At 39.9% G+C, this 22,184-nt stretch carries 16 protein-coding genes; 2 read left to right on the plus strand and 14 right to left on the minus strand.

Translation table 11 applies throughout. The features are described 5' to 3' along the window. Nucleotides 1–119 precede the first annotated feature (119 nt). From rpe to uvrA, 13 genes are all read right to left on the minus strand, one after another. Nucleotides 120–785: a ribulose-phosphate 3-epimerase gene (gene rpe, locus HXT41_RS01740; RefSeq protein WP_103013866.1), complete on the minus strand. Its 666-nt coding sequence runs from the start codon at nucleotides 783–785 to the stop codon at nucleotides 120–122. Between the two features lie 79 nt (nucleotides 786–864). Then, on the minus strand, nucleotides 865–1,782 hold the full coding sequence (lgt, locus tag HXT41_RS01745; protein WP_103013865.1) for a prolipoprotein diacylglyceryl transferase: 918 nt from the start codon (nucleotides 1,780–1,782) through the stop codon (nucleotides 865–867). A gap of 42 nt (nucleotides 1,783–1,824) precedes the next feature. Next, nucleotides 1,825–2,856 (minus strand): phosphatidate cytidylyltransferase, encoded by a 1,032-nt coding sequence (locus tag HXT41_RS01750; RefSeq protein WP_116994705.1) that lies wholly within the window; start codon nucleotides 2,854–2,856, stop codon nucleotides 1,825–1,827. 33 nt (nucleotides 2,857–2,889) lie between these two features. Then, on the minus strand, nucleotides 2,890–3,444 hold the full coding sequence (frr, locus tag HXT41_RS01755; protein ID WP_004106603.1) for a ribosome recycling factor: 555 nt from the start codon (nucleotides 3,442–3,444) through the stop codon (nucleotides 2,890–2,892). Between the two features lie 19 nt (nucleotides 3,445–3,463). Next, on the minus strand, nucleotides 3,464–4,213 hold the full coding sequence (pyrH, locus tag HXT41_RS01760) for a UMP kinase (protein ID WP_004108906.1): 750 nt from the start codon (nucleotides 4,211–4,213) through the stop codon (nucleotides 3,464–3,466). 174 nt (nucleotides 4,214–4,387) lie between these two features. Then, nucleotides 4,388–5,239: a translation elongation factor Ts gene (tsf, locus tag HXT41_RS01765; protein WP_076002884.1), complete on the minus strand. Its 852-nt coding sequence runs from the start codon at nucleotides 5,237–5,239 to the stop codon at nucleotides 4,388–4,390. Between the two features lie 100 nt (nucleotides 5,240–5,339). Then, a complete protein-coding gene (gene rpsB, locus HXT41_RS01770) occupies nucleotides 5,340–6,158 on the minus strand; it encodes a 30S ribosomal protein S2 (RefSeq protein ID WP_032842488.1) in 819 nt (272 codons plus the stop codon). 309 nt (nucleotides 6,159–6,467) lie between these two features. After that, the gene (locus HXT41_RS01775) at nucleotides 6,468–6,956 is read right to left on the minus strand and encodes a peptide deformylase (protein ID WP_004108893.1); all 489 of its coding nucleotides are present in this window, start codon (nucleotides 6,954–6,956) and stop codon (nucleotides 6,468–6,470) included. Between the two features lie 62 nt (nucleotides 6,957–7,018). Beyond that, complete coding sequence (locus HXT41_RS01780; RefSeq protein WP_076002885.1) at nucleotides 7,019–9,058, minus strand: AMP-dependent synthetase/ligase; 2,040 nt, start codon at nucleotides 9,056–9,058, stop codon at nucleotides 7,019–7,021. Between the two features lie 287 nt (nucleotides 9,059–9,345). Continuing rightward, on the minus strand, nucleotides 9,346–9,936 hold the full coding sequence (locus HXT41_RS01785; RefSeq protein WP_004108888.1) for a hypothetical protein: 591 nt from the start codon (nucleotides 9,934–9,936) through the stop codon (nucleotides 9,346–9,348). A gap of 365 nt (nucleotides 9,937–10,301) precedes the next feature. Then, nucleotides 10,302–11,432, minus strand: a complete 1,131-nt coding sequence (locus HXT41_RS01790; protein WP_064622111.1) for a GuaB3 family IMP dehydrogenase-related protein — start codon at nucleotides 11,430–11,432, stop codon at nucleotides 10,302–10,304. A 38-nt stretch (nucleotides 11,433–11,470) separates the two neighbouring features. Continuing rightward, on the minus strand, nucleotides 11,471–13,810 hold the full coding sequence (uvrC, locus tag HXT41_RS01795) for an excinuclease ABC subunit UvrC (RefSeq protein WP_116431667.1): 2,340 nt from the start codon (nucleotides 13,808–13,810) through the stop codon (nucleotides 11,471–11,473). Between the two features lie 101 nt (nucleotides 13,811–13,911). Further along, nucleotides 13,912–16,803, minus strand: a complete 2,892-nt coding sequence (uvrA, locus tag HXT41_RS01800) for an excinuclease ABC subunit UvrA (RefSeq protein WP_254597235.1) — start codon at nucleotides 16,801–16,803, stop codon at nucleotides 13,912–13,914. 284 nt (nucleotides 16,804–17,087) lie between these two features. On the opposite strand from uvrA, the gene HXT41_RS01805 reads away from it, so the two are divergent. Together HXT41_RS01805 and HXT41_RS01810 are read left to right on the plus strand one after the other, a co-directional pair. Beyond that, complete coding sequence (locus HXT41_RS01805) at nucleotides 17,088–18,689, plus strand: ABC-F family ATP-binding cassette domain-containing protein (protein ID WP_004108881.1); 1,602 nt, start codon at nucleotides 17,088–17,090, stop codon at nucleotides 18,687–18,689. Between the two features lie 46 nt (nucleotides 18,690–18,735). Next, the gene (locus HXT41_RS01810; protein ID WP_421788774.1) at nucleotides 18,736–20,952 is read left to right on the plus strand and encodes a beta-carotene 15,15'-monooxygenase; all 2,217 of its coding nucleotides are present in this window, start codon (nucleotides 18,736–18,738) and stop codon (nucleotides 20,950–20,952) included. Nucleotides 20,953–20,971: 19 nt separating this feature from the next. Here HXT41_RS01810 and HXT41_RS01815 read toward each other — a convergent pair whose 3' ends face one another. Continuing rightward, nucleotides 20,972–22,159, minus strand: a complete 1,188-nt coding sequence (locus HXT41_RS01815; protein WP_421788775.1) for a pyridoxal phosphate-dependent aminotransferase — start codon at nucleotides 22,157–22,159, stop codon at nucleotides 20,972–20,974. Between the last annotated feature and the right edge of the window lie 25 nt (nucleotides 22,160–22,184).

The raw sequence follows: 22,184 nt of genomic DNA on the forward strand, positions 1-22,184 counted from the left end.
TCTTCCTCATACGAAATCACTCAATTAATCAGCATATATTCGCATCAAAAAAACTCGCTTGTTGTGCAATACTTAACATGTTGGGGACATATTTCATGTCCCCAACATACATCTAATATTTATTCGCGCCAAGCAGCCTTTGCAGTATTACGAATAGCTTCAATCGCTTCTTTAGGACTTTCTGCTCCATAAACTGCAGAACCTGCAACAAGCACATCAGCACCAGCTTCAGCAACTATTGCTGCAGTCGAAGGGCTAACTCCTCCATCAACCTGAATATGAGTATTAAGACCACGACGAGTAATTTCGTCGCGTAAACGGCGAACCTTATTCATTTGATTAGCTAAGAACTTCTGTCCACCGAAACCAGGCTCAACAGTCATAATAAGAACCATATCGAATTCATCAAGAATATCGAAAATAGGTTCAACTGGTTCCGCAGGGCGCACAGCAAAGCAAGCTTTACAACCCATATCGCGAAGCTGACGAGCTAATCTCACTGGAGCATGAGTAGCACCCATATGGAAACTCACAGAAGCAGCTCCAAGCTTAGCGTATTCTGGAGCCCAACGATCTGGATCCTCAATCATCAAATGTACGTCAACTGGAAGTTTAGTAACCTCACAAATTCGCTTAACAATTGGTTCACCCAAAGTCAAATTAGGTACAAAGTGATGATCCATTACATCGACATGAACAAGATCCGCATTAGATATTGCATCAAGGTCACGCTCAAGATTACAAAAATCTGCGGAAAGAATGCTAGGTGCTATTTGTATATTCATGTGTACTATTCTAGAAAATGCAAGCGACTAGTTTTATAAAAACAAAATTTTTAAAATTGCTTTTTCAAATACTTGAATCTTATTTACTAGAAGTATTCTGAGACTCACGTTCTCTTTCGTCTGAAGTTATATCTATAAGTCGTTCAACAAGAGACTCACGAGTACTAGCACTCTTTTGCAGCAAAGCAAAAACAATAGTTGCACAAATAAATACGATAATAGAAACCCAAACATTAATGCGAACACCTAAGAAAACATGTGAAAAATCAATTCGCAATGCCTCAATCCATACTCGTCCGATTGTGTACCACATAACATAAAGTGCGAATACGGAACCGGCTTTTAATTTCTTAGCTATAACTTTGCCAAAATAAATAAGCAATGCAGCACCGATGAAATTCCAAATCATCTCGTATAAAAATGTTGGATGGAATAATGTGCCTTCTGGGCACGTTAACCCATCATAACATCTTTCGCTATGACCTATTGCTTGAGTGGTATCATAATTTAACTTCAAACCCCATGGCAAGTTAGTAGGAGCTCCGTAAAGTTCTTGATTAAACCAATTCCCCAATCTTCCTATACCTTGAGCAATAAGCACTGCAGGAGCTGCACAATCAGCTAGTAATCCAATAGGATATTTACGATACTTGCATAATACACAAGCAGCCAATGCGCCTAAGAATATGCCGCCCCAAATTCCTAGACCACCATTCCAAATTCTAAAAATTTCTAAAAAATCACCATTAGAGCCAAAAAACTTTTCTGGAGTTGTAATAACGTGATACAAACGCGCACCAATTATTCCAGCAGGAAGACTGACTAAAACAAGATCAAGTATCTGGTTAAAATCTCCTCCAAGACGCTTCCATCGACGCGTAGTAATCCACATTGCAATCAAAATACCGGCAAGAATACTAAGAGCGTAAAACTTTATGTTTACAAAGCCAAGAGAAAATTGCGAAATACTTGGCGACGGAATAAAACAGACTGTCATGGCGTCGATATTAGTCTAAGCCCACGATTGCGACAGATAAATTCAGAAATGAGCAAGTTGCAAAAGCACAAGCAGCACAGGACCGCACAGCAAAATAGAATCTACTCGGTCAAGAACACCACCATGACCTTTTAGCAAATGTCCCATGTCTTTAATACCAATATCTCTTTTAAGCATAGAAGCACACAAGTCACCGAATGTGCCAATAATTCCAGAAGAAATACCCATGACTAATGGCATCCACCAGAAATTGAACCAAGAGGAACCATAAAAACCTGCAATAATTGCATATGCTCCTATAATTGCAAAAAGCATTGAGCCTATTAAGCCTTCTACAGACTTCTTAGGAGAGATTCGCGGAGAAAGCTTATGTTTGCCCAACCATGCACCAGCAAATAATCCGCCAGTGTCACTTAATGCAGGTAAAAATACCAAAAGCATAGCGTGAGCAACTGCGTATTTTGTATTTGTAAGAGCTAATACGATGCAAGAAGCTAAAAGTGGAATGTACAACACCACGAATAGCGAAACAGACGTATTCGTAAATAAAGTATGTTCGTATGATGAGCGGTTAGAACCATCGAGCTTTTTTTCTACAGCTTGCATCGTTCTATCTGAAATAGTACTGCTAAGAGTCGCACAAATTACTGTAAGAAGCAAAGATGCAGTAATTCCACTAGCCATAGCAACAGCATGCCATTTTGCATAGTATGTTGCAAAAATAGTTACAAGCGAACATATTGATAACGTCACGAAAGGAATACGCAAACCGAGAGTTGCAAAATCAACATGTAATTCCCACAATGCCAGAACCATAAAAATGGCCATAAGCACTATAAAGACATCAATGCTAATAATTAAGCAAGAAACAATTGCAACAACTAGTACTGCGGCGGTAGCAATTGCCTGAGGCATATTCCTGCCTGTGCGACGATTAATATCACTTAAAGTTTCATGGGTGCCATGTGTAGCAGTATCTGCTTTGTCAGAAGACAATCCTACTTCTGATGCAGTTTTTTCAGCATTTGCTTTACTGACTTCATTGACAAAATTATGCTGTTTTATTTGACTCATACGGCACCCATTCAGTTTGAAACTACAAAAATCTCAGACTTCCATAATTTCTTTTTGCTTACCTTCAAGCAAAACGTCTAAAGAATCAGTAACTTGCTTAGTTACTTTATCAAGCTCTTTTTGTAAACGATCACCTTCATCTTCGCCAAGTTCACCATCTTTAACAGACTTGTCAATAGATTCCTTAGCTTTGCGGCGAATATTGCGAACTGCAACTTTGCCTTCTTCTGCTTTATTCTTAGCAAGCTTGACGTATTCCTTGCGACGTTCTTCCGTGAGCTCTGGCATAGTAACACGAATAACATTGCCATCACGATTAGGGCTTACACCTAAATCAGAATCGCGAATAGCCTTTTCAACAGCATTCGCTTGAGAAGCGTCAAAAGGCGTAACTGAAAGAGTTCTAGGCTCTGGAACACCAATAGATGCAACAGCTTTAATTGGAGTTGGAGCACCATAATAATCAACCATAATTCCGTTTAGCAAAGCAGGATTAGCACGACCGGTGCGAATACCCATAAAATTCTCTTTAGTAGCTTCAACAGACTTATTCATCTGTTCACGGGCTTGATCAATTATTGCTGACATGTGTTCTCCTTTATAATATTTAAGCAAATGTTGGCTCTGCATTAGACACTAATGTGCCAATAGATTCTCCAACAAGAGCACTAGTTACGTTACCTTCGCCCTCAAGACCAAACACACGAATTTTTTGATTATTATCGCGAGCCATAGAAAGCGCAGACGCATCCATAACAGCTAAACCATCAACGATAGCGCGCTTGTAGTTTAATGTTAGGAACTTACGAGCAGTAGAATCTTTACGAGGATCAGCACTATATACGCCATCCACACCATTCTTGCCCATAAGAACTTCATCGCAATGAATTTCCAATGAACGTTGAATAGAAACAGTATCAGTAGAAAAATATGGCATTCCGGCACCAGCACCAAAAATAACCACACGACCCTTTTCAAGGTGACGAATTGCTTTCAACGGAATATAAGGTTCTGCAACCTGACCCATTGTAATAGCAGTTTGTACGCGAGTTGCTTGCCCTGCTTGCTCAAGAAAATCCTGAAGAGCCAAGCAGTTCATTACAGTGCCCAACATACCCATATAATCGCCACGGCTACGATCAATACCTGCTTGCTGCAGTTCTGCTCCCCTAAAGAAGTTACCGCCGCCGACAACAATAGCAACCTGAACGCCTTGATTCACTGCAGCTACTATTTCGCCAGCAATCCTACGAATGACATGAGTATCAATACCAACAGCACCACCACCGAATGCTTCTCCAGAAAGCTTTAATAAAACCCTACGGGACTTTCCTTCATCCGTTTGTGCAATAGCCATACAGATTCCTCCAGTCATAACGGCGAATGAGGTATATCTTTGTCAGTTTATCTATCAATAACGACACTCAAAACGCACGTTAAGCTGGACAATGAATATAAAAATGGGTTGCGCACAACTTGTGCACGCAACCCTATATACAAGAACAAAAATAAATTCTTATATAATTAGTGCTTATTCAGCAGCACCTTTGCCAACCTCAACGCGAGCAAAGGCAAGAGCGGTGCCGCCAACTTCCTTGAACAAGTCACCAACGCTCTTGGATGGATCCTTAACGTATGCCTGCTCGAGAAGTACAGTTTCCTTGAAGAAGGCGTTCATACGTCCTTCAACAATCTTTGGAACAATCTTCTCTGGCTTGCCTTCAGCTAAGGACTTCTCGGTTGCAACGCGACGCTCAGATTCCAAAACTTCTTCTGGAACATCTTCACGGCGAAGCCACTGCGCACCCATAGCGGAAATCTGCAAAGCAGCTTCGTGAGCAACCTTTGCACCAGCTTCGTCAGTAGCAATCATGGAAACGATGCTTGGAGGTAATTCCACAGACTTCTTGTGAGCGTAAATCTCAACGTGTGGACCGCTTACCTTAGCAACCTGACCAACCTTGACATGCTCGCCGAACAAAGCTGCTGCTTCTTCAACCGATTCCTTAACAGTTGCACCATCAGCTGGGGCTGCAAGTACTTCTTCAGCAGTAGAAGCATTAGCTTCAACAGCATGGTCAAGAACAGTGTTTGAGAATTCCACAAACTTTGGTGTCTTTGCCACAAAGTCAGTTTCAGAATTCAACTCAACTGCGTAACCAGTTTCGCCTTCAGCAGACTTAACAACCTTAGAAGCGACGGTACCTTCCTGAGCCTTACGACCTTCACGCTTACCAGCTGCCTGAATACCCTTAGCACGGATGATTTCCTTAGCGCGGGCAACGTCGCCTTCAGCTTCAGTAAGAGCCTTTTTAACGTCCATCATGCCGGCGCCAGTTTCTTCGCGCACCTGCTTAATCAACGCTGCAGTAATTGCTGCCATTTTGTTCTCCTCGTATCAATATGATTCTTAAAAGCTGCAAAAAGCAAAATCAATTGGATTTTGCAGCTTCTAAATAAGAATCTGGTTGCAAATTAGCTTATCAGGCGTTTGCCTCAGTATTTTCTTCCTTGGCAGGCTTAGCTTCAGCTTCGCCTTCCTTGGTGAGCAATTCCTTCTCCCAAGCTGCCATTGGCTGAGCATCATTACCTTCAGACTTAGCGCCCTTACCGGCATGCTCAAGCAAACCTTCAGCTACAGCATCAGCCATCAAGCTAGTCAATAACTCAATGCCACGAATAGCATCGTCGTTGGCAGGAATTGGATACTCAACAGCCTCAGGATCAGTGTTGGTATCAACAATTGCTACAACTGGGATACCAAGCTTATGAGCTTCTTCAACAGCCAAAGCTTCCTTGTTAATATCAACAACGAACATGGCGGATGGAGTGCGGTTCATGTTGCGAATACCACCGAGCTGCTTGGAAAGCTTGTCCTTCTCGCGCTCGAGAAGCAAAAGTTCCTTCTTAGTCAAGCCGGATCCACGAACATCGCTAAAGTCCATTTCCTCAAGTTCCTTCAAGCGCTTTACGCGAGTAGAAACAGTCTGGAAATTAGTCAACATACCACCAAGCCAACGCTCGCAAACATAAGGCATGTTTACGCGAGTTGCCTGATTCTGTACAGCTTCCTGAGCCTGCTTCTTAGTACCCACGAAGAGAACAGTGCCGTTGTGAGCAACAGTCTGCTTGATGAAGTCATAAGCCTTGTCGATCATGTCGAGAGACTTGAACAAATTGATGATATGAATACCATTGCGCTGGGTAAGAATGAACTGCTTCATCTTTGGGTTCCAGCGACGAGTCTGATGACCGAAGTGCAAACCAGCCTTCAGCATTTCGCTCATGGTAATCTGTGCCATATCTATATACCTTTCTTGTCGGTTATTTCCTGGCCATGTCTGTTCGCATGCAACTTGGTTAACACATGTCTAAATCCAAGCCGACCGACACGAACGGACGCGTACATGGCGCGTATTTGCGAATCCGTGTAGACAATAAAAAGCGAGCAATCATACAACGCGGCAATACTCATGCTCAAAATGGACACGCAAAGAGCGATTATATCAGATGCTCAATACTAAAAATCGGCATTCTTGTAGTGATAAAAGCAACAAAAACGCCGATAATTTTTAAAAAATTATTTACGCATAAAGCATAAAAACTAAAACTTAGTTACGCATATTATTGCGCAACTCACGCAACGCTTGACGGCGCACGTCCTTTTCAAGCCTATCTAAATAAATATGACCATCTAAATGATCACACTCATGCTGAATCATTCTAGCCATAAGACCTTCACCTTCAAGCACTACAGTCTTACCATCTAAATCAATTCCACAAGCTCTAGCATAATTTGCACGCCTAGTTTTGTACCATAATCCAGGAACAGAAAGGCAACCCTCGTCGTCGTACTGTTCACCTTTTAGCTCTTCAATTACGGGATTTAAAATATAGCCGATTCGACCATTTATATTGTAAGAAAAAGCTCTAAAACTTACACCAATCTGATTAGCAGACAATCCAGCTCTACCTGGGTCATTTACCGTTTCCAATAAATCATCAACTAAATGTTTCACAGCTGGCGTAATTTCACGAATCTCATCACAAGGAGTTCGCAATACGGGATCCGGAACAATACGAATTTTTCTAATAGACACTCGATTACTCTTTCTTTTATGTAAGTAGAAATAACGAAAACAACTACAAATATGTAAGCTTTTTACTCGACATGTTCATTATGATCACTATGCGATGTCGAAGAGGAATCTGATGAAGATTCTTCACCAAAACGCTTCAAATGATTCGCAGCTTGATCGATAGCTTGACGTACTCGAGGAGTTACAGCTTCCTGAGCTTGCTTAACAGTCTCCTGTGCTTGCTTAACAGTCTCAGTAGTTTTATCGAGAATCTTTACAGTTGCTGGCAAAGGACGAGTATTAGGCTTTGGAGCATACAATTGCGTTTCGATAATATCAGCATAGCGAGCAAGAATCTTCGGACGAACAATCTTCATACTTGGAGTCAAGGTTCCAGCATCTTGAGTAAATTCATCTTGCAAAATAACAAACTTACGAACAGACTCAGCGCGAGAAACAGTACTATTAGCTTGGTCAATAAATTGCTGAATTACTGAACGCACTGCTTCGTTAGTAGCAATCTCACTCATAGTAAGGTTAACATCCATGCCCTTATTCTTTAGCCAAGAACGAACCATATCTGGATCAAGCTCAATTAAAGCAGAAACGAATGGCTTACCATCGCCCACTACTACAGCATGAGAAACTAATGGGCATTGAGCAATAATACCTTCCATAGGAGCAGGACTTATATTCTTGCCACCGGCAGTAATAATAATATCTTTTTTGCGACCAGTAATAGACAAGAATCCTTCATCATCTATTGAGCCAAGATCGCCTGAATGCAACCATCCATCTTCGTCAATAACTTCTGCAGTAAGCTCAGGCTTATTGAAATATCCCATAAATACGTTAGGACCTTTAATAAGCACTTCATCATCGTCAGCAAGACGGATAGCTATACCAGGACCAGGTCGACCTACAGATCCAACTTGATTTGCATGCTCAAAATTAACTACACAAGGAGCGGCAGTTTCAGTCATTCCATAGCCTTGAATAAAAGTAATGCCATCAAGACCATTAAAGAAATGAGCCAAATCAGCATCCATTGGAGCTCCACCGCAGGCCAACCATGAAAGATTAGGGCCTAAAGCTGAGCGAATAGACGAGCCAACTGTTTTCATATACATCGCATGATTCATGCGTGCAGCAAGAGAATGAGTTTTACCTTCAACATTGTCGCGAGACCATTGAATGAAATGTTTTACAGCTTTAGCAAAGATACGACCCTTTATACCAGCACCAGCTTTTTGTGACGCAGCATTATAAACTTTTTCAAAAACTCTAGGCACGCCAAGTAAATACGTAGGCTTAAAACTACGCAAATCAGCCAAAAGATGCTTAGCATTAGGCACATATCCAATAACACCGTGAGCACCAATAGCAACATATTGAATGTACCGAGCAAAACAATGCGCCAATGGAAGGAATAAAAGCAAACGATTTGGCTTGCATAACATATCGTTAAGAACATCATAACCAGCAAAAACAATATGCGTAAAATTACGATTTGAAAGCATTGCGCCTTTAGGTCTACCAGTCGAACCAGAAGTGTAAACAATAGTAGCTAAATCATCTGCCTTAACAGCATCAACAGCTTTATTAAGCTCATCATCAGTAGTAGATTTACCAAAATCAACAACGGCTTCCAAGCCACCAGCTTTGAAATTAAATACGGTTTTCAAAGTTATATGTTTATGATCCTGACGAACACGCTCTAAGCATTGAGCATGCGCATCGTCTCCAGCAAAAGCAATAACTGGCTTAACTTCATCGATAATGTCAGCTGCCTGCAATGCTGAATCTGTTTCATAAATAGGAATGCTTACAGCACCAATACATGCACAAGCAAAATCGACAACACCCCACTCATAGCATGTAGCAGAGTAAATAACAACTTTGGAGCCATGCTGAACTCCGAGCGCTATTAAGCCTCGAGCTACTGCACGAACTTTCGCGAGCATTTCAGATGAAGTAACATCATGCCAACGACGAGTTTCATCGTCTTGCCATTGAGCAACCAAGTCTTGTGGGCTACGCATAGCACGATTGGCGAGTAAGGAATAAATGGTATCACCGTCTTGAGTTGGGTGAATGGCTTCTACAGCAAATTCTCGGAGCATATTATTTATTGTACTTGATAACAGAATCGACACGACTGCACGAAGTACAAAAAATAATACTTAATATTGTCATTTACAAACAAACACTGGGAAAAAACTTAGATTCTACAAGTCGTACAAGTTAGAATGTTTAATCTTACAAAAGTGAACCCCTTTATTGCTAAAATTGTTGAAAAATCAGCAAATCAAGCAATAAGGGGCTCATATTTATTTGAATATATGTACATAAGTCTTCAAACGCATTATCATAGATGTCTTATTTCAGCTACCTACTATAAGCGACGATTTTATCCTAGATCTGCATACGTGCAAATCCAACGATTATTTTTCAATTCCAAAGATAACGACGCCCAGTATTTCACAGGTCCTGCACAAATGCGCACAACACCTTCAAAATGATTCGGGCTGACTAACATTCCATTAAACAAACTCGGAACTGCAGGAAAACTACGCACAGCAGAGCGAGTTTCCGAATCGTTATTATCAGTGAAATACTCATCCATCAGTTTCCACATGTTAGTTAATTTAGTAATACAACTTTTTGTTAGAAGCTGCGACATTGCTGGAGAAATAGGCCTACCTCTCGAAATATCTGCAGCTATACAAGCAATTTGACAAGTTTTTAAAGCTAAATTAACAAAAGCCTGCTCATCTCTACTGTCGAAATAACACATTCCAACATGGTATTTCAAGCATTCACGAGAAAAACCAACACTAACTTCACCCTCATATACAGGCAAGCTAATACGAGGTCTACAGAAAACATGTGGAGGATCCTCGTCATTGTTTTTCTTAGTCTTTGAGGACTTATCTTTCAGCTCATCATCACTGTAATCGTTATCATCCATGCCATAGGCATCAGCAAAATCTATCTTCATATTTCTCTCCTGTTTTAACAATTATTTAAAACTGTTGTTATTTAAAACTTGTTAAGTTTATATTTCTACAAACTAAACGAGTTTAGATAAAAGCTTACAACGTAATTTTTCTCTAACTGCGTAATTAATAAAAATGTGGATAAATTACAAAATATTCGTCATTTTTATTGAAAATAAACGATTTTATGCGTGTTGAATTATACACATTACGGTTTAAGAGAATAGCAAATATAGCTAAAAATCATATTTATGCATAAATCAATAGAATGTTCATATAGATATAACAATTTTGAAAACAAAAATGGCGGCTCAGAACAAATTACTGAACCGCCATATTTTATGCAATAAGCATCATACTTATAACACTAACGAATATCCTGATGGAATGGGTTAAATACTACGCTACAACGCTGGAAGCTCTTAACATCAACATAACCTGTAGAAGCCATTGTTCTGCGCAATGCACCAACAAAGTTTGTAGTACCATCTGCTTCATGACTTGGGCCAAAAAGAATATTCTCTAACGGAGCCACAGTGCCAACATTTGAACGCATCCCGCGAGGAAGTGATGAATGACGAGCCTCAGCACCCCAATGAGTGCCATGACCAGGAGCCTCAGTTGCGCGAGCTAATGGAGTACCAAGCATAACTGCGTCAGCTCCAACTGCAAGAGCCTTAATAAAGCTGCCGGAATTACCCATTCCTCCATCAGCAATAATTTGCACGTAACGGCCGCCGGATTCATCCATATAATCCCTACGAGCTTCAGCAACATCCGCAATAGCAGTAGCCATAGGTGCTTGCACACCTAAAGTATTCATGGTTGCGGATACTGCTCCGCCGCCAAATCCAACTAAAATACCTGCAGCTCCAGTTCTCATCAAATGAAGAGCAGAAGTATAATCTGCGCAACCTCCAACAATAACAGGAACATCGAGATCGTAAATAAACTTCTTTAAATCAAGAGGTTCATGATCTTTAGAAACATGTTCCGCAGATACTGCTGTTCCGCGAATCACGAATAAATCAACACCAGCTTCTAGAACAGTGTTATATAATTCTTGCGTGCGTTGTGGAGAAAGAGCTCCTGCTACTGTCACTCCAGCATCTCTGATTGTATGCAAACGCTTTGCAATCAATTCTGGTTTGATCGGCTCAGTATAAATCTCCTGAATGCGGCGGGTTGCAATGTTTGACGGCAACTCAGCTATTTCTTTTAACAAAGGTTCTGGATTCTCATATCGAGTCCATAAACCTTCTAGATCAAGAACTCCAAGACCACCCATTTGACCAATTGCAATCGCAGTATCCGGGCTAGTAACCGAATCCATCGGAGCAGCAATAATTGGGATATCAAACGTATAAGCATCTACTTGCCATGCAGTAGATACAGCTTGAGGATCACGCGAGCGACGCGAAGGAACAATAGCAATATCGTCAAGCGAATATGCAACTCGGGCTTTTTTGCCCAAACCAATTTCAATTTCCTGAGACATACTTCTTAGGCTAGTGCCCTATGCTGACGAGTTGCGACTCATAGTAATTCATCATTATTTTTACGCAAAGCACTGTATATAGCTTTTGCTTTATTCTCACCAATTCCAGGCACTTTTTGCAAATCTTCTAATGAAGCATTTTTCAAAGATTTTATTGAACCAAAAAATGCAAGCAAACGTTTACGATACACTGATCCAATTCCAGGAATAGCATCAAAAGTAGAATGCAATGAACCTTTTCTTCGCAATTTACGATGATACGAAATAGCAAAACGATGAGACTCATCTCTAGCGCGCTGCAATAAATACAATCCTTCTGAGCTTCTCTTAAAAATGATTGGATAATCTTCGTCAGGAAGCCACACTTCTTCAAGCTTCTTAGCTAAACCACAAACAGTAATATCACTTACGCCAGCATCTTCCATAGCTCTTTTAGCAGCTTTTGCTTGTTCTTTTCCTCCATCGACAATAATTAATTGAGGCTTATAAGCAAAATGCCGCGCACTAGTCAACGAATTACCTGAAAAATGCTTATTAGAAATACTGTTGGAATCACAAATATTAATGTCAGATGAGTCAGATGTATCTGATGCATCTAATGTATCAAGCTTATCTTCTGCATAAACATCTTTATGCTTAAACCTTCGCAATAATGTTTCATAAACAGCACTTAAATCATCTGTTTTACCATCACCGTGTTCACCTCGAACCGCAAAATGACGGTACTCACTAGGACGAGCAACACCATCTTCAAAAACAACCATAGAAGCAACTTGATAACTGCCATCAACTGTATTTGAGATATCATAACATTCAATTCGCAAAGGAGATTTACTCATTCCAAGCGCTTTTGCTATTTCATTCATAGCTTCTGTTCTCATATCTATGCTGTTAATACGGCTAGATTTTATGCGTTTCAATTCCTGACTAGCATTATCGTTTGCACGATCCATAAGAGCACGTTTTTCTCCGCGCTCTGCAACTCTAATACTTACTTGAGAACCACGAATATTGCTAAGCCACAATTCAAGCTCTTGCTTACGTTCTTCAGAAATTTTAATTGGAACTATAATCTCACGAGGAACAGGCGAAATAGGAGCAAGTAAATCCTCACGACCTGTTCTCTCTTGACGTTCACGACGAGTTTTAGTAGCTTGTGCTCGCAATATTACATCAGTTGCAGTAGCTTGTTGCGTAGAGCTAACAGCGTCGCGAACTTTCTTAATGCTAATAGTATCTTCATGGTTTTGTGTGTAATTTTGCTCATATTCTGCGTATACGCGAGTTAATAAATCAGCTATAAGATCACTGTCACTGATATGCTCATTTCGTTCTACTGACCAATTTTTCTCTCCACGAATCATTCCAGCTCTGACAAAAAATACATGAATTGACGCTTCAAGCTCATCTCCGCAGAATCCAAAAACATCTGCTTCTACATCATTGTCAAACACAACTGCATTTTGTTGCAAAATAGTGTTCAAAACAGCAATCTCGTCACGCAATTTAGCTGCACGCTCAAATTCTAGCTCTTCACTTGCTTCTTTCATCTCGTTCTTAATTTGTGAAATATAAGACTCTCCAACACTGCCTGTAAGTATGCCAACTACATGTTCTACCATCTTGCGATGTTCGCTAGGATCTATGTTTCCTATACAAGGAGCTGAACATTTACCAATCGAAGCAAATAAGCAAGGCCTACCAGTCCTATGAGCTTTGTTAAAAACAGAGGATGAGCATGTGCGAATAGGAAAAGTTTTAAGTAAAGAATCTAAACTATGACGAAGAGGCCACACTTTTGCATACGGACCAAAATATCTAGCATGCCGCGCACTACGATTTCTAGTAATCCATACTCTTGGAAAAGTTTCTTCTAGCGAAACTGCAACATAAGGATATGTTTTATCGTCACGAAAAACTACATTAAACCTAGGATTAAAAGCTTTAATCCAAGTATATTCAAGTGTAAGAGCCTCAAATTCAGTGCTTACAACAGTCCATTCCAAACTGCGAGCTGTAAGAACCATAGATTGAGTTCTAGGATGAAGTTGGTAAAGAGGTTGAAAATAATTCGCTAAACGATTGCGTAAATTTTTTGCTTTTCCAACGTAAATAACTCGCCCCTCGCCATCACGCCACTTGTATACTCCAGGTTGCGCTGGAATATCACGAGAAGCTGGACGGAATAAATCACGAGTATCACCAAGCAATGGAGCTCCTAATGCATTTACTCTTTCATTATCAAATGATGAATCTTTCGAAAACTGTTCATCTATCATTTCTTGCGTTTTACGCCATTTTTCACTATCTCTCATCCTATTTCCTTCTTGCAAATCATATGCTTTATGAGAATTTTTATTAAGATCATTATCTTTCATTTTCACCTCCTTTCCTAAACAAGATTTATGCAACTATTCATAAGATTTGTCGAATAAATTTCTAAGTTCGCAAATTACAAATCGGTAACTTTTTTGAACGCTTAATGTAACATTTGCTTAAGGAATTTACCTGTCCAACTCTCGCCATTACGCGCTACGCTCTCAGGACTACCTTCCGCAACTAAGGTTCCGCCTTTATCTCCTCCTTCTGGACCTAAATCAATAATCCAATCTGCAGATTTGACAACATCAAGATTATGTTCAATTACAATAACACTGTTGCCTTTATCTACAAGAGATTGCAAAACCGCTAGAAGTTTCCTAACATCTTCAAAATGTAGTCCAGTAGTAGGTTCATCAAGAATATAAATTGTTTTACCAGTAGATCTTCTCTGTAGCTCTGTAGCAAGCTTTACTCGTTGAGACTCACCGCCAGAAAGTGTTGTTGCGCTTTGACCAAGACGAATATAGCCCAAGCCAACTTTTACTAAAGTATCTAAATACCGAGAAATAGAAGGATATGCTTTGAAAAATATTGCAGCTTCACAAATAGGCATATTAAGAACATCTGCAACAGACTTTCCGTTATATGTAACTTCCAAAGTTTCACGGTTATAACGTTTACCATGACAAACTTCGCACTCTACGTATACGTCAGGCAAAAAGTTCATTTCTATTTTTAAAGTACCGTCGCCATGGCATGCTTCACATCTGCCTCCTTTAACATTAAACGAGAAGCGACCAGGACCATAGCCACGAACTTTTGCTTCTGGAGTCTGAGCAAACAATGAACGTATTTTATCCCAAACACCAGTGTAAGTTGCTGGATTAGAACGAGGAGTTCTTCCTATAGGATTCTGATTGACATGCACTACTTTGTCACAAAGCTCAATACCATCAATACATTTGTGTTTTCCTGGCACAATTCGAGCACCATTTAGTTTGTCTGCAAGAACTGGATACAAAATTGAGTTTATAAGTGTTGATTTACCAGATCCAGATACACCCGTTATGCATGTGAATACTCCCAAAGGTATGCTTATATCAATATTTTTTAAATTATGCTCATGGGCATTAATTATATGAAGCATACGATTTTCGTCTACACTACGACGTTGTTTTGGCACATCTATTGAGCGTCTGTGAGCAATATAATCTCCAGTAATTGAACGCTGAGCTTTAATAATTCCATCAGACGGACCTGAATATACTACTTCTCCTCCATGCTCACCAGCTTCTGGACCAATATCAACAAGCCAATCAGACTGACGAATAGTATCTTCATCATGCTCAACAACAATAAGCGTATTACCAAGATTTCGCAGATGATGCAATGTTGCAATCAAACGCTCATTATCTCTTTGATGCAATCCAATAGACGGCTCATCAAGCACGTACATAACACCAACTAAACCTGATCCAATTTGAGTAGCTAAACGAATACGTTGAGCCTCTCCACCAGACAAAGTTTTTGCAGCTCTTGAAAGAGTAAGATAGCTTAAACCCACATCGTTCAAAAAACCAAGTCGAGCACGAATCTCTTTTAATATTTCTGTTGCAATTACTGCTTGAGAACCATCCAAATGCAAAGCATTTACCCATGCTAGACTTCGCTCTACTGGCATATCGCAAACTTCAGCTATGGAAGTATTAGATACTGTAACCGCAAGAACTTCTGGGCGTAAACGCTTTCCATTACATTTTTGGCATGGAACTTCACGCATATACGACTCATAATATTGACGCATTTGATCAGAATCAGTTTCGTCATGTTTGCGCATAAGCGTACGAACTACACCTTCAAAGCCAGTAGAATATTCACGCTGACGCCCCCACCTATTTGTGTAGGAAACTTGAACCGTGAAATCATGACCATACATGATGTCATGTTTAACGTCTTCCGCTAGATCCTTCCACGGAGTATTCATATCAAAATGCAAATCTTTAGCAAGTCCTGAAAGTATGTGCTGATAATACATTCCAGCTGACTTATTCATTGCCCACGGCTCAATAGCTCCTTGCGCAAGAGATTTGTCTGGATCCGGGATAACAAGTTCAGGATCAATTTCGAGATTGTATCCAATGCCAGAACATTCAGAGCAAGCACCATAAGGAGCATTGAATGAAAATGTTCTAGGCTCGATCTCATCAAGCTCTAATTGATGATTATTTGGACATGCACGATGTTCCGAAAATGATTTACGACGCGTTTGCGAGTCTTCTGGTTCGTCAACAAAATCAGCAATTACTACTCCTTTAGATAGTTTTAATGCTGTTTCAATCGAATCAGTTAATCGAACACGAATGCCATCTTTAATAACTAAACGATCTACTACTACTTCAATTGTATGTTTCTTCTGTTTAGTAAGAGTAATATCTTCAGAAAGCTCATGCATTTGCCCGTCAATAATCGCACGAGCATAACCATCTGAGCGTAAAAGCTCAAGCGTGTCTTTAAATTCTCCTTTACGACCACGAACTACTGGAGCAAGAATTTGCAATCTCGTACGTTCTGGCATAGCAAGCAATGAATCTGTCATTTGCTGAGGAGTTTGAGAACTTACTATTTGACCACATTCAGGACAGTGAGGCACACCAATCCTTGCAAACAATAATCGCAAATAATCATATATTTCTGTAATAGTTCCAACAGTAGAACGAGGATTGCGATTCGTAGTTTTTTGATCAATAGAAACAGCAGGACTTAGACCCTCAATAAAATCAACATCAGGCTTATCCATACGCCCTAAAAATTGGCGAGCATAAGCACTAAGCGACTCAACATAGCGTCGCTGACCTTCTGCAAAAAGCGTATCAAACGCAAGCGAGGACTTACCAGATCCAGAAAGACCAGTAAAAACAACCATACGATTCCTAGGAATCGACAAACTTACATTTTTTAGATTGTGCTCTCTAGCACCCTGGATAGTTATTTTCCATTCAGAAGGAATACTAGATAAATCAGCTATAAAAGTACCGTTGTTAGCGCGCATAGGAGCATTATCAAGCAATTCTTGCAACGAGTTGTTTTGTTCATTCGCCTGTTTTGACACAATTACCTCCACACTTCCCCATAATCACTTGAATATTCCCAACCAATACCCAATTTTATTACTAACAGGAAAATTATAGAACAAGTGTTCGAAAAAGTAAAGTATTTGACTATCAACCACATGCTGTATTCGTTACCAGTAAGCAGTATAGTAGTGAGTTTGCTTATAACTTTTATAAGTAATAAATAGTAGCAGCCTAAATTTTGGGGAACGGAACAGACATTATGCCTATTGACGCACAAGCTTTAACCATTCAGATTGGTGCGCGAACGCTGTTAAATCCTACCGATTTTCACGTCACAAAAGGAGATAAGATCGGTTTAGTCGGCAGAAACGGCGCAGGCAAAACTACGCTTACTCGCGTTATTACAGGAGACATGCTGCCAGCAGGAGGCTCGGTTAGAGTTAGTGGAGGTTTAGGCTACTTACCTCAAGACACGCACGCAGCAGACCCAGAGCAAAGTGTTATAGATCGCATTATGAGCGCTCGAGATATTGCTTCTATCGTTTTGCGTATTCGCAAAGCGGAAAAAGAAATGACAGATCCAGATCCAGACATAATGACTAAAGCTATGAACCGCTACGACAAAGCAATGCAAGATTTTGAAAAAGCAGGCGGTTATTCAGTGCAATCTGAAGCAATATCGATGGCAACCAGCCTGGGACTTCCACAAGAAGTTATGCAACAAGCTTTAGGCACACTTTCAGGTGGTCAACGTCGCCGCATAGAACTTGCTAGAATTCTGTTTTCTGACGCAGACACATTAATTCTCGATGAGCCTACAAACCACTTAGACGCAGACTCAATAATATGGTTGCGCAATTATCTTAAACGATTTGAAGGTGGATTCCTAGTAATTTCTCACTCCACAGAATTACTAGACGAAGTAGTCAACAAAGTATGGCATTTAGATGCTCAACTTGCAAAAATAGACATGTACTCAATGGGTTGGAAAGCATACTTGCATCAGCGCGTAGTAGACGAAGAAAGACGTCGTCGCGAACGAGAAGTTGCAGAAAAGAAAGCTGAACGCCTGATGAAACAAGGCATTCGCTTGCATGCTAAAGCTACAAAAGCAGTTGCTGCTCAAAACATGATGCGAAGAGCTGAACGCTTATTAAGCGAAACAAGTGAAGCTCAAAAACAAGAAAAAGTTGCAGATATTCGTTTTCCAGAACCAGCTGCATGCGGAAAAACTCCAATTATGGCAAAAGATATTTCCAAAGCGTATGGTTCTAATATTGTTTTCGCTGGAATTAACCTTGCTATAGACAAAGGTTCACGCGTTGTCATTCTAGGCTATAACGGTGCTGGAAAAACAACAACATTACGCATTTTGGCAGGAGAAGAAACAGCAGATACTGGTGAAGTTCAATACGGACACGGATGCAAAATAGGTTATTTTGCACAGGAACACGATACATTAGACTTGGATTCTACAGTTTTGGAAAACCTTCAGCACGTTGCACCAAACCTGGATGACACGCAAGCACGTTCTATGCTTGGCAGCTTCCTGTTTTCCGGCGACGACGCAATGAAGCCTGCAAGAGTGCTTTCAGGCGGCGAAAAAACGCGTCTAGCACTTGCAACACTAGTAACTTCCAAAGCCAATGTGCTACTACTAGACGAACCTACTAACAACTTAGACCCAGCATCTCGAGATGAAATACTTAAAGCTATTGCAAAGTATGAGGGAGCAATTGTTCTTGTTACACACGATGAAGGTGCAGTTCAAGCCTTACAACCTGAGCGAGTGCTACTCATGCCTGATGGCGACGAAGATTTGTGGAATGACGAATATCTCGATTTAGTTGCCGAAGAGTAAAATGTTGAACTGAATTACTTGAATTGTGCAATAGAATGGTTAAGCAGTGATTTCAACATACGCGTCTAAGACTTTGCCAAATACGGCGAATAGTGCCAACAGTCGTATAAGCAATCAAATTGACAATCATTGCATAAAACGTGCGCTACATTTTTTGCGAATACCATTCATCGTAATAATTCTTATAACCTTATTTGAATGTTCTATTGGAAATCTGCCATTTTGGAGTAGTGTTACAGGAAGTACAGATAGCATTTCTGCGCACAACGATATAGGTTCTGGAATTAGACGCTTAGATTCCGGCGGCATTCTTATAACGGATCCTTCAGAAGCATATTTAGAAGTAACATCCGACGGAAGTTCGCCTTATATTCGCTTAGAGCCTGCGATTATTAAAAAGAAAAGCAAAAATAATAATCTTATTTCAAACATCAATGTTTTAGTTGAAGCAAACAAATACTTAAGCAAACCTCAAAGCACAAACACTGCTTCTCTAAACCCATCTTTGCTTAAACTTCCAAAACAAGCAGTAGGAAAATCTTGCATTGTTAGGGTGTGGCTGCAACATCCAATAGGATCAATATTAAATATTGAAGACTCAAGAGCAAACGTTCGAGTGCCTTTTAGGTGGTCATGGGGTCGCGTATTAATACTTGCTATTTTTGCATTTTTTGTTACGCTTTGGAATCCTTGGTCCAAGCTTTGGAAAATTAAACTCAACACTCATAGTCTTATTCAACGTTGCTGCTTTGCTGCTTCTCTTCTTCCATTTATTGCTGTTGGTTTAATAACTATTTTTTGGAATTTACGAAACGCAACTCCTATGCATTTTTACACAAACGGTAATTATGCATATGATTTTGATCAATATGCTCACACTGCAGACGCATTGTTAAAAGGTCAAGTGCATTTAAATCTCCCTGTTCCTAATGAATTAGAACACTTGCAAAATCCTTACGATCCTACGGCTAGAAATAATTTGTTAAACCACTCAGTACAACATATGTATTGGGATTACGCATACTACAAAGGTCACTGGTATTCCTACTTCGGAGTTCTTCCAGCAATATTGCTATTTTTGCCTTATCGCATTATTTCAAGACTATGGACTCCAGAAGGCTCTATGCTTCCAACAACAGTAGCTACGATAATATTCTTAATTGGTTTTCTTATAGCAGGCTCCCTATTGGTTATTCGAATTATTGAGCAGACTTCAAAAAAAGTATCTTTAGGAACGACATCCATTGTTCTTGCTTTATTCTTCATTACTTCAAATACAGTGTATTTGTGGTTTAGAACGTCATTTTATTCCGTACCTATGGCAGCGTCACTTTTCTTCACATCTCTTGGATTGTGGTGCTACCTAGGTTTTAATAAAACACACTCTTTGCTAAATATTGTTTTAGGTTCTTTCTTTATTGCATTAAATTTAGGATGTAGACCTACTTTTTCTATAGCTGTTCTTTTTGCACTTCCTGCAATTTATTCGCATATAGAAAAAGATTTACCAAATATTTTGCGCAACTGGAAAAAAGTTTCTTCATGGCATAAGCCTTTTAAATATTTTGCAGCTTGGATACTGCCATGCGTAATGACTGCAATTCCATTTGGCGTTTATAATCTTTTGCGCTTTGGCTCACCGTTAAATTTTGGCAATGAGTATCAAATAACTATTACTGACATGACGACTATGCGTTTGCCGTCACAAAATATTTTGCCGTCTATTTTTAGCTATATTGCGCTACCTTTGCGTTTTATTCCAACTTTTCCTTGGATTGGTATTCAGCCTATCGCATTTGACCGTTGGCAATACGCAGAGCCTATGATTGGCGGAATGTTTACACTTTCACCATTGGCATTAGTTGGCATAATATGCGTATTTATTATGAAAAAACGCTGCCACACGCATATTGCTTGGCGCACAAGCGTAATAGCTATAATAGTTGGGCTTGTTCTCATTGTTTTCGACAGTTTAAAAGCTGGTATCGGATGGAGATATATCGCTGATTTTGCGTGGGCTTTTGCTATAGCTGCCGCAATTGGAATTAGCTTGCTTTTAGAGTATGCGTCCATCTTGCAATCAGAAAATTCTTTACATAAAAAAACTATTGCTTACACAATACGCTTACTTGTAGCAGTATTGCTATTTGCTTCTATTGCTATCGCTGTACTCAGTTGGTTTGTTACAGGACGTGAAGACAGCACGCTTCGTTTTAATCCAAACTTATGGTTCGCGTTTAGGAGTTGGATGACATTGTTTTAAATAATTATTTATATAATTACTATTCTTCTAACAATGCATCTACAGTTCGAAGAAGCGCATGCAATCCGCTAATAAACTGCTGCGGCTCTGGCAATAATGACAATGCTAAATACCCATTAACTGGCATATCGAAATAATATCCAGGTTGAGAAACTAGATTGTAATCTTTCATCAATCTCAAAGCTAATACATCATCGTCAATGCAAGATGGTACACGCAATAAAATATTCCATCCGCCTTCTGCACGCAACGCGCTAACACAGCATTTAGGCGTGGATACCAACGTTTCTCGAAGCGTATGCAGATTATTAATAACACGATTCCGTACAATAGCGCTTTGAGAAGATGCATATTGCAATAATTCTGGTATTCGCTCAGAAACAGTATTACCAATAGGCAAAAAATCATCCGCTATAACGTCAAGCCTTTTTTGTGCTTCATAAACATCATCTTTAGGACCTGAAACTTCAATCCAACCAACTTTTGCGTGAGGAGCAGCAAGCATTTTGGAGAATCCATCAAGCGCAAAAACTAAAGTGGAAGATTCTCCAGCAAAACGAGCATTGCCAGCAAAAGGCTCAAGCGAATATTCATAAAATACTTCGTCTGCAATAATCGCAACACCATTATCACGACATAATTGCAATAGTATTTCACGTTCTTCAGGCTTAACATATGAGCCTGTAGGATTATTTGGATTAATAAGCACAAGAGCTTTAATACGCAAAGACGCATCTTCTAAAAGTTCTCTAACACGCGCAATATCAATAGTCCAAGAACCATCATAGTGCAAAGGATACGGTATTGCATTCACGCATTGCAAGCGTGCAATAGACTCTATAAGAGGGTATCCAGGAGTTGGTCCCATAACGGCATCCCCTGCATCGCATAAAAGCATCATAAGCCATGCGTAAGCTTGAGAAGTTGAAGAAAGCACATAAAGCTGATCTGGATTAAGCTTTGGTGGAACAGACTTTTCAGTGCGGTTATCTCGCTTATTGATGAAGTTTGAAAGAATATCGCGAATTTCCTTAGGACCTCTAGGGTCTGCTGTGTAACGTCCACTTAAACATTGAGGAGCTAAGCCGTGAGACGTTGGATTGGAATCGTTTAATTTAGTAAGCTTTACGCCATTAAAAATAGCTTTTCGCTGAGCTAAAATAATAGAATTTGGCTCACTCACATCTACTCTAGAAGAAAATCGCACAAAACTACCCTAACACTTGGCATAA

This window comes from Gardnerella sp. DNF01189, from assembly GCF_049244195.1.
GTDB classification, from domain to species: domain Bacteria; phylum Actinomycetota; class Actinomycetes; order Actinomycetales; family Bifidobacteriaceae; genus Bifidobacterium; species Bifidobacterium swidsinskii.

Bases quoted from the DNA above. Each gene is read 5' to 3' on its own strand.
- rpe (WP_103013866.1), bottom strand. From the start codon at position 785: ATGAATATACAAATAGCACCTAGCATTCTTTCCGCAGATTTTTGTAAT.
- lgt (WP_103013865.1), bottom strand. From the start codon at position 1,782: ATGACAGTCTGTTTTATTCCGTCGCCAAGTATTTCGCAATTTTCTCTT.
- HXT41_RS01750 (WP_116994705.1), bottom strand. From the start codon at position 2,856: ATGAGTCAAATAAAACAGCATAATTTTGTCAATGAAGTCAGTAAAGCA.
- frr (WP_004106603.1), bottom strand. From the start codon at position 3,444: ATGTCAGCAATAATTGATCAAGCCCGTGAACAGATGAATAAGTCTGTT.
- pyrH (WP_004108906.1), bottom strand. From the start codon at position 4,213: ATGGCTATTGCACAAACGGATGAAGGAAAGTCCCGTAGGGTTTTATTA.
- tsf (WP_076002884.1), bottom strand. From the start codon at position 5,239: ATGGCAGCAATTACTGCAGCGTTGATTAAGCAGGTGCGCGAAGAAACT.
- rpsB (WP_032842488.1), bottom strand. From the start codon at position 6,158: ATGGCACAGATTACCATGAGCGAAATGCTGAAGGCTGGTTTGCACTTC.
- HXT41_RS01780 (WP_076002885.1), bottom strand. From the start codon at position 9,058: ATGCTCCGAGAATTTGCTGTAGAAGCCATTCACCCAACTCAAGACGGT.
- HXT41_RS01785 (WP_004108888.1), bottom strand. From the start codon at position 9,936: ATGAAGATAGATTTTGCTGATGCCTATGGCATGGATGATAACGATTAC.
- HXT41_RS01790 (WP_064622111.1), bottom strand. From the start codon at position 11,432: ATGTCTCAGGAAATTGAAATTGGTTTGGGCAAAAAAGCCCGAGTTGCA.
- uvrC (WP_116431667.1), bottom strand. From the start codon at position 13,810: ATGAAAGATAATGATCTTAATAAAAATTCTCATAAAGCATATGATTTG.
- uvrA (WP_254597235.1), bottom strand. From the start codon at position 16,803: ATGCGCGCTAACAACGGTACTTTTATAGCTGATTTATCTAGTATTCCT.
- HXT41_RS01805 (WP_004108881.1), top strand. From the start codon at position 17,088: ATGCCTATTGACGCACAAGCTTTAACCATTCAGATTGGTGCGCGAACG.